Annotated in this window: 13 protein-coding genes and 1 pseudogene; 5 read left to right on the top strand and 9 right to left on the bottom strand. The window is 70.4% G+C overall.

Annotated features, from left to right (window positions below):
* Nucleotides 1–15: 15 nt before the first annotated feature.
* The 3 genes from ACFSHS_RS16375 to ACFSHS_RS16365 form a co-directional block, all read right to left on the bottom strand.
* A complete protein-coding gene (locus ACFSHS_RS16375; protein ID WP_376878384.1) occupies nt 16–1,461 on the bottom strand; it encodes an APC family permease in 1,446 nt (481 codons plus the stop codon).
* Nucleotides 1,462–1,540: 79 nt separating this feature from the next.
* Nucleotides 1,541–1,837 carry a hypothetical protein gene (locus tag ACFSHS_RS16370; RefSeq protein ID WP_376878381.1) on the bottom strand — a complete coding sequence of 99 codons (297 nt, stop codon included), beginning with the start codon at nt 1,835–1,837 and terminating at the stop codon, nt 1,541–1,543.
* A gap of 32 nt (nt 1,838–1,869) precedes the next feature.
* The gene (locus tag ACFSHS_RS16365) at nt 1,870–3,225 is read right to left on the bottom strand and encodes a flavin monoamine oxidase family protein (protein ID WP_376878378.1); all 1,356 of its coding nucleotides are present in this window, start codon (nt 3,223–3,225) and stop codon (nt 1,870–1,872) included.
* A 342-nt stretch (nt 3,226–3,567) separates the two neighbouring features.
* On the opposite strand from ACFSHS_RS16365, the gene ACFSHS_RS16360 reads away from it, so the two are divergent.
* Both ACFSHS_RS16360 and ACFSHS_RS16355 read left to right on the top strand, forming a co-directional pair.
* Nucleotides 3,568–4,146, top strand: coding sequence for a TetR/AcrR family transcriptional regulator (locus ACFSHS_RS16360; RefSeq protein ID WP_376878375.1), 579 nt, complete (start codon nt 3,568–3,570; stop codon nt 4,144–4,146).
* Between the two features lie 32 nt (nt 4,147–4,178).
* Nucleotides 4,179–4,544: pseudogene (locus ACFSHS_RS16355) on the top strand (hypothetical protein).
* A 7-nt stretch (nt 4,545–4,551) separates the two neighbouring features.
* On the opposite strand, the gene ACFSHS_RS16350 reads toward ACFSHS_RS16355, so the two are convergent.
* From ACFSHS_RS16350 to ACFSHS_RS16325, 6 genes are all read right to left on the bottom strand, one after another.
* Nucleotides 4,552–5,145: a TetR/AcrR family transcriptional regulator gene (locus ACFSHS_RS16350; protein ID WP_376878372.1), complete on the bottom strand. Its 594-nt coding sequence runs from the start codon at nt 5,143–5,145 to the stop codon at nt 4,552–4,554.
* A 47-nt stretch (nt 5,146–5,192) separates the two neighbouring features.
* On the bottom strand, nt 5,193–5,384 hold the full coding sequence (locus tag ACFSHS_RS16345; protein WP_376878785.1) for a copper amine oxidase: 192 nt from the start codon (nt 5,382–5,384) through the stop codon (nt 5,193–5,195).
* 769 nt (nt 5,385–6,153) lie between these two features.
* Complete coding sequence (locus tag ACFSHS_RS16340) at nt 6,154–6,615, bottom strand: hypothetical protein (RefSeq protein ID WP_376878369.1); 462 nt, start codon at nt 6,613–6,615, stop codon at nt 6,154–6,156.
* Between the two features lie 33 nt (nt 6,616–6,648).
* Nucleotides 6,649–6,990, bottom strand: coding sequence for a DUF4386 domain-containing protein (locus tag ACFSHS_RS16335; RefSeq protein ID WP_376878783.1), 342 nt, complete (start codon nt 6,988–6,990; stop codon nt 6,649–6,651).
* Nucleotides 6,987–7,187: a hypothetical protein gene (locus ACFSHS_RS16330; protein ID WP_376878797.1), complete on the bottom strand. Its 201-nt coding sequence runs from the start codon at nt 7,185–7,187 to the stop codon at nt 6,987–6,989. Before ACFSHS_RS16330 ends, ACFSHS_RS16335 begins: the two co-directional genes overlap by 4 nt.
* A 221-nt stretch (nt 7,188–7,408) precedes the next feature.
* On the bottom strand, nt 7,409–8,161 hold the full coding sequence (locus ACFSHS_RS16325) for a DUF4389 domain-containing protein (RefSeq protein ID WP_376878366.1): 753 nt from the start codon (nt 8,159–8,161) through the stop codon (nt 7,409–7,411).
* Between the two features lie 299 nt (nt 8,162–8,460).
* Here ACFSHS_RS16325 and ACFSHS_RS16320 point away from each other — a divergent pair, with 299 nt between their 5' ends.
* From ACFSHS_RS16320 to ACFSHS_RS16310, 3 genes are all read left to right on the top strand, one after another.
* Nucleotides 8,461–9,054 (top strand): helix-turn-helix domain-containing protein, encoded by a 594-nt coding sequence (locus ACFSHS_RS16320; protein ID WP_376878363.1) that lies wholly within the window; start codon nt 8,461–8,463, stop codon nt 9,052–9,054.
* 135 nt (nt 9,055–9,189) lie between these two features.
* Entirely contained in the window at nt 9,190–11,988 is a 2,799-nt protein-coding gene (locus ACFSHS_RS16315; protein WP_376878360.1) for a winged helix-turn-helix domain-containing protein, read from the top strand.
* A 145-nt stretch (nt 11,989–12,133) separates the two neighbouring features.
* Complete coding sequence (locus ACFSHS_RS16310) at nt 12,134–12,391, top strand: hypothetical protein (RefSeq protein WP_376878357.1); 258 nt, start codon at nt 12,134–12,136, stop codon at nt 12,389–12,391.
* The last annotated feature ends 14 nt before the right edge of the window (nt 12,392–12,405 follow it).

Genomic DNA, 12,405 nt, shown 5'->3' with positions numbered 1-12,405 from the left:
ACCCGGGCCGTGGCGTCAGACGCGGGACGTCTCGGATTGCGTGGTCGGCATGGCCGGCGTTTCCTCCCGCAGCTTCAGGGGACCGCGGTCCTGGACCACTCTCCGGTAGACGAACAGCAGGACCCCGGAGAGCAGCAGCACCAGTCCGATGAGGACCTCCGTGAAACCACCGGCGTAGCTCAGCCCGGGGTTCGTCGCGCCGATGACGAGGATGGCGCCGTTGAACACCGCGATCACGACCGCGATGCCGGTCCATGCGGGGCCGAGCTTGATCGGCCGGGGCCACTGCGGCCGGTCCCTGCGCAGCAGCAGGAACCCGATGACCGCCAGCGTGATGGCCAGGATGTAGCCGATGTTGCTGGCGATCAGGATCGCGACTGGGTTGCCAACGAACACCAGGATCAGCAGGTTGACCGCCATGGTGACCCAGAGGGCCACGCCGGGCATGCCGCGCTCGTTGAGCCGCCCGAACTGCTTGATGGTCATGTCCTCCTCGGCGATGCCGTACAGGGCGCGGCCGGCGTCGGCGGAGGAGGAGATCATGCTGAGGAACAGCGCACCGCAGAGAACGGCGGTGACCAAGCCGGAGGCGCCCCCGAGCATCTCCTGGACGCTCACCACGCCGTAGGTGATGGGGTTCTCGGTCACGGTGACCTCGCCGAGCTGACCGGTGGTGGCCAGCGGAACGAGTCCGTAGGCGAAGACCATGAACAGCGCGACGGAACGGAGCGCCTTCGACGTGTCGCCGACGGTGTCCCGGTACTCCGGCGCGAAGGAGGCGCAGAGCTCGGTGCCGTAGATCGCCCAGGCCGACACGAACAGCCAGACCATCGCTGATTGCCAGCCGTCGAGTCGCGAGCTCAGCTGGCCGACGTCCCACCCGCCGGTGAGGAACGGACCGATGGCGAGCAGCGCCAGAACCACGACGTAGACGGCGCCGATGACCTGGTTGAACCGCACGGCGATGTTGATGCCGAGCACGTTGATCACCGTGCAGGCGACCACCGTGACGGCGGCGATGAGGTGGGGGAGTCCGATGTCGACCCACCCGGTCGAGAACAGCACCCAGGTGGCTTCCGGGAACCACTGCGCCTGCACCAGGGCGCCGACCGTGAGCCCGACCAGGGAGAGGACGAGGGCCCACCCGCACCAGTAGCCGTACGTGGCCAGCGGTCCGATCGGGGCGAAGTACCGCTTCCAAGCCTCCGTTGCGTACAACGGGACGCCGCCGGACTTCTCGGGGAACATCCCGGCCATCTCGGCGAAGAGGTGGTTCTGCAGCAGGGCCACGATGGCCAGCCCGGCACCGATGGCGATCGCAGGCCAGGCGCCGATCGCACCTACGGTGTAGCCCATCGAGATGAACAGCCCGGACACGATCGGCAGTGCCAGCACGAAGCCGTGGTGCCATCGCAGTGTCTTGGGCGGGTGGTGTCGCTCAGGGGTCAGTGAATCGCTCATGGCGGACTCCTCGCAGGTGGGTGAGCGTGATCGGCTGAGGTTGTGTGCAGGACGTCTGCGCTACTTGGCTGGCTCCCGGTCAGGCGACCGGCATCCAGGCCATGTCGATGGAGACGACCTCGCTGACGGCGGCCATGCGGGCGAACTCCGGCATGTCGGCGGCCTTGGCGTTGGCCGCCTCGGCCTGTTCGGTGCTGTCGTAGATCCAGACGTCGGTCCACAGGCCGTCCTCGCCCTTGGCGATGACCGGGGCGGCGACGAAGCCGGGGATCGCGGCCGCGACGGCGGCAACGGCCCCGGGGCGGCTGGCGAGGAACTCGTCCTCCTTGCCCTCCTGGACGCGGACGTGGACGAACTCGACGAGGTGTCGGGTCACGGTGGTCTCCTCGGGGTGGGTTTGGGTGGGGCTCAGGCGCCGGTGAGCGCCGGGAGGGCGGGTTCCGCGTCCGGTGCGTGGACGTCGGCGGTGAGAAGGGCGTGGGCGTTCCGGGAGACGCGCAAGCCGCTTTCGATGGCGCCGTCGATGAACCCGGCCCAGCCACTGGCGTAGTCGGCGCCGGCCAGGAGGACCCGGCCTTCGGGTCGCTGCAGTTCGGCGAGGGCGCCGGTGAGCTGGCCGGCGCGCAACATCGGCCAGGTCTCGCCGGAGAACGGGTCGGCGACCCAGTCGTGGCAGGCGACATCGAGGACTTCGACATCGGGCAGCCAGGCTCGGAGGGCCTGCTCGACCGCCGCGCGATCGGTGCCGTCGAGTCGCCCGCTGTCGGCACCGAAAGCCACCACCACGGTTGTGCCGTCCTCGACGTACTCCACCTGGCACAGCGTCAGGGGCGCCGAGCCCGGTGCGAGCGCGACGAAGGGCTCGTACTCGCCGCGGAGGCGGGCCCATACCTTCGTCCCTCTGGACGTCTGCCCCTGCTGGGCGGCTCGGCGCTTGGTGTCGGAGAGCGGGGGGTCGAACGTGATGCTGTCGAGCACGTTGAGGGGGAGGGTCACCACCACGGCGGCCGCGGTCAGCGTGGTCCCGTCCGTGAGGGTCAGGGTGGCACTGTCGGCATCCTGCGCCACGGCGGTGACCTCAGCCCCGAGACGGAGCTCGGCGCCGGAGTCCGCCAGCATGGCCTCGATCAGGCGGCGGGTTCCACCGACGATCTTGTACGTGGCGCAAGCCTCGAACATGAGCTGCCAACTGCCACCGGCGAGGGCGCACCACCGGAGGGCCTGCGCGTAGCCACCGACGTCAGTGGGCCCGTTGAAGTTGGTGGCCCACATGCCCTCGACGGCGTCGAACTCGCTCGCGGACAGGCCAGCCTGTTCCAGCTTCTGGCGGATGGACGTCCGGTCGAGCTCCTGGAGCTGCTCACCGAGGAGAAGCGGCTCGTAGGGGCGGGGAAAGTAGGTGAGCGCTTCAAGGGTGCTCGCCGCCATGCCGCGGTCGATCAGTTCGAGCAACTCCTGCGCGGTGCCCTGGTGCCGCTGGCCGTCGGTGATCCAGTAGCCGTTCACCGGAGTCGGCGAGGGGACCACACCCAAGCCGTAGCGCGTCAGCTCGGCCCAGACGTGCGGCTGGATCCAGTGCACCCAGGTTCCGCCGAGCTCGAGGTCACGCCCCAGGCGAGCCTCGGTCCAGGTACGACCACCGATGCGGTCGCGGGCCTCGAGGACGACCACGCGGTGTCCTTGTCGGCCTAGCTCGCGCGCGGCGGCGATGCCGGCGAAGCCGGCGCCGATGACGACGACGTCGGCGTCGGGGGAGGTGGTCACTGGGTCTCCTCTGGTGCACGAGTCCTGCAGACGCAGGTGGGGCTTGAGGGATTGGCCGCCCGCGGTGGTGTGGCCGTGAGACAGGCGCCGTCCGGGATCTCCGGTTGGCACCGACGGGAAGTGCAGGTGGCTCTCAACCACAAGTTGTCCAGTTGGACAGATGTGATCGCTGGCACACAAGATGCACGAGTCAGTGAAACTGGTCAAGTGGACAGCGTTGATTTTCTTGAGGCATCCTGGTGTCCGTACCAGCGGCGCGCTCGCGGATGCGCGAGGCTGGTTGCGGGTGCCCGGGGGTCGATGCCGCCTCGGGGCTGGGGCTTCGCTGCAGGGAGGTATGCCTTGACCGCCGCTGAGACGGCGCTGCTGCGCGGCGGCCCGCGGTACGGCGAGGGTCGGGCCGCGCTGCTGGCTGCTGCGGTGCGCGTGGGCGCGACCCGGGGGCTGCGTCACCTCACGTACCGCTCGGTGGCAGCGGAAGCAGGCGTCGCGCACGGACTCGTCGCACACCACTTCGGTTCACGGGATGCGCTGATCGAAGAAGCCCTGCAGTTCTCCCTCGATCACGGCGTTGCGTCGCTCAGTTCGGCGCCTGGCAGTGGAGACGTCTCTGCGCTGTTCGTCGGGGTCACTTCCTGGTTCGAGCAGGACGCTGACGACGCGGTTTTCCAGTACGAGCTGATCCTGGAGTCACGCCGGCGACCCGAGCTGCGGCCTCATGTCGAGCGCCTCTACGAGGCGTACAGAGAGGCCTTGCGGGTGGAGATGAAGGCCTGCGGCTTGCCGGATGACCTCAACCTGGTGCACCTGGTATTTGCGGCCCTCGACGGTCTGGTGTTCCAGCAGGTCTGTCTGGGCCAAACCGGGGCTACCGAAGCAGCCCTCGACCAGCTGCGTGGGCTACTGAGTCGCCTACGCTGACTCCCTCTGGGGCCAAGTGGCCAGGATTCCAGTTGCTCGACTCCACGGGAGCCGGGGCGGACCAAAGCCTCCATCAGACCCGGGGCGGGACAGCCTTCGCAGGTGTCGTCGAGATGGTCAGCACCAACCCCGACGACCAGCCGTTCCAGTACGAACTGATACTTGAGGCCAGGCGACGACCGAAGCTGCACCCGCAGGTGGAACAGGTCTAGGCGACCTATCGGGATGCACTGAAGGTCGAACTTGGAGCTGCCGGCATCCGCGCGGACGATGCCCCGGTACACCCGGTCTTTGCGGCTGTCGACGGACTGGTCTTCCAGCAGGTCTGCCTCGACGACCCGGCGGCCACCGGGGCGGGGATCGAGCGGCTCCGAGACCTGCTGCGGCCGCTGAGCTGACCGATGGTCAGCGGGGGGAGAGCGCGGTGAGGGCGGACTCCAGCATGGCCAGCTGCGTGTCCGCGGAGGTTGGTGACCCGGGGAGCAGAGCGAGCACCTGAAGCCCCAGTGCGGTCGCGACCAGTTGCTCGACCAGCACGTCGTCCGGCGTGTCGACGGTGACGTCGGCGTCCTCACGCCCTTCGGCGACCAACCGCCGCAGCTCCTGGCGCCATCGCCGCATGGCAGCGTCGTTCAGCTCGGCGAAGCGATCGTCGGCGACTGTCCGGCTGCAGAACGGCAGCACGATCCGCGCCTCCAGTCGGGTGTCCTCAGTGGCCGGCAGGACCTCCACCAGGAAGGCCCGGAGCGCGGACAGCCCTCGCTTCCCGACGACCGCTCTCCGGATGCGGTCGTTCGTCCGGTCGAAGACGTGGACGAACGCAGCTTCGACGAGCTCGTCCTTGCCGGCGAAGTACGGCGCCAGGGCTCCGTTGGCGTGACCCGCCTCGCGGGCCATCTCTCGCATCGTCGCCGCGTCGGCACCTCGCGTCGCCATGAGTCGCCAGGTCACTTCCAGGATCTCTTGGCGCCGTACTTCCCGGTCCACCAGCTTCGGCACGGGTCTCCCGTTCGTCGTGAGGGGATCGAGTGTCCCCGACACCGACGTCAGCTGTGACAGCAGCCGTCCGCCGCGGCGCCGTCCGCCGCACCGGCCGATCGCGACTGACAGTGGGCGCTGGCGTCTGGCGGGACGTCGAGCGTGGGGTTGCGGTCGAAGAATCCGACCGGCTTGAGGCGGAAGCCCGTGTAGTCGACCGGCATGATCAGCCAGTCCTCGGGCCGCGGGACATGGGTCAGGCCGAAGGTGTCCCGCCACCCGCGCCGGCGCGGGTGGCCGGATCGGCAAGCAGCTGGGCATCAACCCCGAGGCGCTGCCCAGCAGAAACCCGGTAGCACGCACTTGCACTCGTACGGCTGCAGGGCCCGCCCGTCGGGTCCGGGCCCATCCCCGTGAGACGGGCGAGAGACGGCCGTCGGCCCGAGGCACAGCGGCGCGGGCGGCAGCTTCCTGCCGTATCCGTGCCTTAAGCACCGGCCAAAGCCGGTGGTCAGCGGTCAACAGGGGTCAGCGCCGTTGAGGCACGAAAGCGACGTCAAAGCCTCGTTGACTTGTGTAGACGGGCATATGAGCTGGTCAGTACGTGGAGCGGGTGACCGGGATCGAACCGGCATGGCCAGCTTGGAAGGCTTGAGACTCCAAGCGCCATGTTGGCTGGTCAGCGTGAAGTCGGGCGGACCACGTGCCTTCCGCGTGCCTGAGCGCCACGTATGGCGGCCGGAAGAGCGGCTCCTCGCCGTAGTTCGGCCCGTTGCCGGTTCGGGTGCCGTGGTTCGAGGTGGCAACTGCGGCCGCGCCGGGTCGGCGGAACGATCGGCGACTCTCCACACCAATCACATGTATGTAAGGACCGGAGTCGAACGTGACTCAGTCCTCCCGGCTTCGCCGCCCTAGCCTGTTAGGACTGGGGGCGCGGCCTCTGGCCGCTGCCCTGAGCGTCCAAGTCCGGCGCACACGGCGGAGACCCGCCTCCCCCGTACGGGTGGCGGGCCTCGTTGCCCTTGTCGATCAGGCGGCTGCTTCCCGCCACCGATCGCCCTGCGCCGTGACGTAGTGCTGCCAGACGTATCGCCACGGAATGACGGCCAGGATGATGACGACCAGCGAGCAGCTGACGATCACCTCTCGTGTGGCCGCGTCCACGTCACCGGCCACCACCGCGGGCAGGGCGACCACGGAGAGCCAGATGAGCTTCCACAGGGACTCGAAGAGCAGGATCGGCAGCAACCGGACGGGGTACCGCAGCCCCAGGAATGCCAGGAGTGACATGGCGGTGAGAAGGACCGCGACGACTCCCTCGAACAGCGGCATGGACCGGTCGTAGAAGATGACGTCCGGCCACCTCACCACGGCCAGACCGACGCCCATCACGGCGTAGCCGACGCGCATGAGGTTCAGCCGCCACAGCGGTAGCTCTGCCACGCCGTCCCCGAGAGGCCGGGGCGTGTCCAGTACTTGATCGACGTTCATGACTCCTTCTTCAGGTGGGCCCGGGTGGTGTTGCTATGGGCGCTCTGCCGGGCGCGTGTTTGCGACGAGGCCTTTGCCGCGTCGCGGCATTGGCACTCCCGACCCGCCGTCGCGCTGGACGGGTCCGGATTCGGTGAGGCTGTCGGGGGTGATCGGAGACGGCTTGAATCCCTTGACGATGAGGTAGATGCCGAAGGACAGCTCCCAGATGAACTCCGGAATCGTCGCGATGCCCTGCACTGTGCCGCCGCGCTCGATGACGTCGAACATGACGGCGATAGCCGCCGCGACGAGCACTGGACCTGCGATGAGTCCCAGCATCGCCATGCCTCGTGGCACCAAGCCGGACCGATACATCAGGTAACTCAGGATCATTCCGTTCGCGACGCCGGCGAAGATGCCTGGGCCGAGCAGGAACGCCCGGTCATGGATCGCACCGGGGCGTAGAAGATGAAGTACGCGGGGATCGAGGTCACGAAGGTGACCACCATCAACCAGCCCGTGATGGTGGCGATTCGCCTCGTGTTCATCGGGGCTCTGACCGCTTCTGTGGTCTTGCCGGTGATCGTCATGACGGTTTCCTTTGCGATCGATGCTGGAGTCGAGACGTGTACGCGTCGGCCGGACTGGGTGGGAGTTCGTGTGCCTGGTCACCCCGGAATGGGTCGCCATCCCGGGGCGGCCAGGGGCTCACCGGGTCAGAACGGGTGCAGCCGGCGGAGCTGCGGCTGACTCCCGGACGGCGCCAGCGGAACGGGCAGTCCTGCGGTCCATGGGTGGGGACGGTGGGTGTTCACCGCGCCGGCGCGGCCGGGGTGGGAGGTGGGGTCGCCGGCAGGCCGACGGGGGCGGGCGGCAGGGGGCCGGCGGGCGCCGAGCCGGGGTCGGTGCCGCCCTGGTCGAGGCGGAACGGCGGATAGCGGTCGGTCATCAGTGCGGTGTAGGCGGCCACCCGCAGGACCCAGCGGTCCACGCCGAGGATGAAGTCGTACAGCGGCTTGGGGTAGTGGCCGGTGAACAACAGCACGATCGCGGCGATGCACACCAGCAGGGAGAGCAGGCTGACGCTGGCCGCCCAGCTGCCGTCGGCGTCACCGGCCCGGGTGGCCAGCCAGATCCCGCCGCCGACGAAGATCGAGACGATCAGGTAGTGCGGGATGGCCAGCAGCCACCACTTGATCAGCACGAGTCCGCGGGAGAGCCGCTCGGGATAGGCGACGTCGAGGTGGGCGGGGTAGTCCGGCACGTCGGCCAGGGTGAATGGCGGATAGCGGTCGGTGCCGAGCGCCCAGTAGCCGTAGTAGTGCACCCGCCACGACCAGCGCAGCACACCGACGTTGAAGTCGAACAGTCCGCGCGGGTAGCGCGCGGTGAACAGGACGGCGAAGAATGCGATCACGCCGACCACGTAGAACGCCAGCCACAGGAACACCAGTACGACAAAGTGAGGGATGAGCAGCAGCCACTTCACCAGCCACAATCCCCGTGACGGCGCGTCCTCGGACGCGTCGACGCGGACCGGGTAGGGCGTTTGATTCTCCGTCACGTCTCCTCCTCCACATGGCAGGTGCTGATCCGCCGCGGCGTGCGCGGTCGGTCGCCGCCTGCACCCTCGGTCGTCATGGCCGGTGGTCCGGCGTGCGCCGGTGCGTAGGAACGTAGGGAGACGGATGGTGAGAGCGGATCACCATGTTTGGTGATCCGGATGGTGAACCGGGACGGAGGGCAGCGTCGTACGCGGGTGGAGCCGGACCCGCCAGCGAGCCGGGCAGCAGCCCGTGCCTACCGGTCGCAGACGGCAGCGCGGGCCGGGGCGGTGAGGGTCGTGGCATCAGGCCGAGGTCCTTGCCATCGGCGAGACGGCTGCGCGGTGGTCACCAAGCCGCGCTCCACGGAGACGAAGCGGGTGCAGACCCAGCGCGAGACACGCTGACCGAGCTGGCCGCGGCGACCTGCATCTCCAAGAGCATCCTGTCGCGGCTTGAGTCCGGCCAGCGCAGGCCCAGCCTGGAGCTGCTGCCGACCGCGCAGGCGCACCGGATTCCGCTGGAGGAGCTGTTCGGCGCGCCCGAGGTCGGCGACCCCCAGGTGCGGTTCACCCCACGGCGCCGAGGCGGCCGCATCGTCGTGCCGCTGACCCGCAACCCCGGAGGCATCCAGGCCTGGAAGACGATCATCCCGCCCGAGCCTGGGGAACCGGAACTGCGCACTCATGAGGGCCACGAATGGCTGTATCTGCTGGCCGGGCGGGTGCGGCTGATCCTGGTCGGCCACGACCTCACCCTGGGGCCCGGCGAGGTCGCCGAGTTCGACACCCGGCTGCCGCACTGGTTCGTACCCGCCGGTGACCAGCCGGTCGAGATCCTCAGCCTGTTGGGCCCGCAGAGGGAACGCATCCACGTCCGCGGCGCGCCCCGCCGCACCGCCAAGAAGACCTAATCACCCACAGGCCCGGAGCCAGGGCCGTCGACACCGCGCGCCCCGGCTGCCACGATGCGTTTCCGGAGCCGACGGCGTGGCCGGTGACCAGAGTCGTCGACCCCGGGGCCTGGCCCCTCCAGGGAGGTGGTCGTCATGGGCCCCCTGCTCACCACCAAGCTGCACGCGCCCCGGCGGCGGCGCGGCCTGGTGAGCCGCCCCCGGCTCATCGAGCGGCTGAGCCGCGGGGACGAGGCGGCGCTGACGCTCGTGTCGGCGCCGGCCGGGTTCGGCAAGACGACGATGCTCACCGACTGGTTGTCCGCCGCGGCCGCGGCTGACCGGTCGGTGGCGTGGCTGTCCCTCGACGCGCGGGACAACGATCCGTCGCTGTTCTGGGCCTACCTGGTAGCCGCGGTGCGGACGGCGGTGCCCGACGTCGGCGCCGGCGCGCTCGCCCTGCTGTCCTCGCCGCAGACGCCCGCGGAGGCAGTCGTCGCATCCCTGGTCAACGACCTGGACGCCGTCCCGGGCGACCTGCTGCTGGTCCTCGACGACTACCACGTCATCGAGTCCGCCGAGGTGCACGAAGGGGTTGCATTCCTGCTCGAGCACCTGCCGGCGCATGCGCACCTGGTGATCGCCGGCCGCGCCGATCCGCCGTTGCCGCTGGCGCGCCTGCGGGTCCGCGGTGAGCTGGTCGAGCTGCGCGCCGCCGACCTGCGCTTCACCGCCGAGGAGGCCGCCCAGTACCTCACCGAGGCGATGGGACTGGCCCTGACCGCCGGCCAGGTGTCCATCTTGGACACCCGCACCGAGGGCTGGATCGCCGCGCTGCAGCTGGCGGCGCTGTCGATGCAGGGCCGGGCGGACCCCACCGCCTTCCTCGCCGACTTCGCCGGCGACGACCGATACATCGTCGACTACCTCGTCGAGGAGGTCCTGCAGCGCCAGCCGGAGCGGATCCGGTCCTTTCTGCTGCAGACCTCGATCCTGAGCCGGCTGAGCGGTCCGCTGTGCGACGCGGTCACCGGCCGGCACGACGGCCGGGAGACGCTGGAGGCCCTCGACCGCGCGAACCTGTTTCTGATCCCGCTCGACGACCGCCGCCGGTGGTACCGCTACCACCACCTGTTCGCCGACGTCCTGCAGGCACACCTGCACAGCGAGCAGCCCGACGCCGTCCCCGACCTGCATCGACGGGCCGCCGACTGGCACGAGGCCACCGGCGAGCGGGCCGAGGCGGTGCACCACGCGCTGACCGGCGGCGACCCCGAACACGCCGCGGGGCTGATCGAGCTGATGCTGCCGACGCTGCAGCAGGGCCGGCAGGAGGCCACCATGCGCCGCTGGCTGGCAGCGCTCCCGGCGGAGGTGCTCCGCGTCCGGCCGGTGCTCAGCATCGGCTACGCCGCAGCCCTGATGGTCAGCGGCCTGACCGACGGCGTAGAGCAGCATCTGCGCGACGCCGAACGGTGGGCGACCCGGACGCCGGGCAACGGCCGGGACCCCAGGGCGCCGTCGGCGGAGATGGTCGTGGTCGACCGGGAGGCGTTCCGCCGCGTGCCCAGCGCGATCTGCCTGTACCGCGCCGGGCAGGCGCTGCTGTCCGGCGACCCGGCCGGGACGATCCGGCGCGCCCGGGCGGCGCTCGATCTCGCCGGCGCCGACGACGACCACCTCACCCGCGGCCCGGCCGCCGGCCTGCTGGGCCTGGCGTATTGGGGCACCGGGGACCTCGAGGCCGGGCACCGGTGGTACGCCGAGGCCGCGGCGCACCTGGAGCGGGCCGGGCACTTCTCCGACGTCGCCGGCTGCACGATTGCGCTGGCCGACATCCGCCTCACGCAAGGCCGGCTCGAGGAGGCGCTGCGCGCGCTCGAGCGGGCGCTGCGCCTGGTCACCCCCGAGGCCGGGCCCACGCTGCGGGGCGCGGCGGACATGCACGTCGGCGTGGCCGGCGTGCTCATCGAACGCGGAGAGCTCGACGCCGCCCGCCGACACCTCGCCATCAGCCGCGAACTCGGCGAGCACGCCGGCCTGCCGCAGACCCCGTACCGCTGGCGGGCCGCCATGGCCCGCATCTGCGAGGCCGAGGGCGACCTCGACGGCGCGCTGGCGCTGCTGGAGGAGGCCGAACGCCGCTACGCCGCCGACTACTTCCCCGAGGTGCGGCCGGTGGCGGCACTGCGGGCACGCCTGCTCGCCCGCTGCGGCCGGTGGGCCGACGCGCTGGGCTGGGCCGGCGAGCGGGCGCTGTCGGTCGACGATGACCTGGCGTACCTGCGCGAGTTCGAGCACCTCACCCTGGTCCGGGCGCTGGTGGCCCGGTGCGCCGCCGACGGAGACGACCGCCCGATCACCGAGGCACGCCGACTGCTGGACCGCCTGCTGACCGCGGCGGAGCAGGGCGGGCGGACCGGCCATGTCGTGGACGGGCTGGTCGTGCTGGCGCTCGCCGAGTCCGCCCGCGGACAGACGGCGGCGGCGCTCGCCGCCCTGCGGCGCGCGCTCACGTTGGCCGAACCGGGCGGCTACGTGCGGATCTTCCTCGACGAAGGTGCCCCCGTCATCGACCTGCTCCAGGCCGTCGCGTCGTCGGGCTCGGACGCGAGCTACGCCCGGCGGCTCCTCGCCGCTCACGGGTCCGCGGCCGGCGGCTCGGCGATCCCCCGGCCCCGGGTGGAAGGCGTGCCCACACGGGAGCCGGACGGCCTGGCCGAGCCGCTGAGCGCCCGCGAGCTGGACGTGCTGCAGCTGCTCGGAACCGACCTCGACGGCCCGGACATCGCCCGCCGGCTGTTCGTGTCGGTGAACACCGTGCGCACCCACACCAGAAACATCTACGCCAAGCTCGGCGTGACCAACCGCCGTGCCGCGGTCCGCCGTGCCCAGGAGCTCGACCTGCGTGCCCGGGCCGGCGACCGCCCGGGCCATGCCAACGGCGGCCACTAGGCCCCGGCCGCCGTCCTTTCACCACCCGGATCACCACACTTGGTGATCCGCTCTCACCACCCCGGTTCCTACCTTCCCCCTACCGAGCAGACGCCGGAGCAGCGGCCGAGAACCCTTCCGGCCTGTACCCGGCCAGGGGGTCCCGATGACGGAGAACCGGCACATCGGCCTCTCGGACGCCGGTCGCTACGAGATCCGCATCGGAGGACGCCTCGAGCGCCGCTGGGCCTCCTGGTTCGACGGCATGACCCTCACCACCGCCGGCGACGGCACCACCGTCCTAGCCGGCCCGGTGGCCGACCAAGCAGCACTGCACGGCGTGCTGGCACGGATTCGTGACCTGGGCCTGCCCCTGATCGCGGTCACCCGTCTGGACGCCGACCCACCCCTCCGGCCTCGCTGAGGCCTCGACCCACC

This window comes from Blastococcus deserti (assembly GCF_042682525.1).
Classification (GTDB): Bacteria; Actinomycetota; Actinomycetes; order Mycobacteriales; family Geodermatophilaceae; genus Blastococcus_B; species Blastococcus_B deserti.
This window is presented reverse-complemented; position numbering and strand designations above follow the sequence as displayed.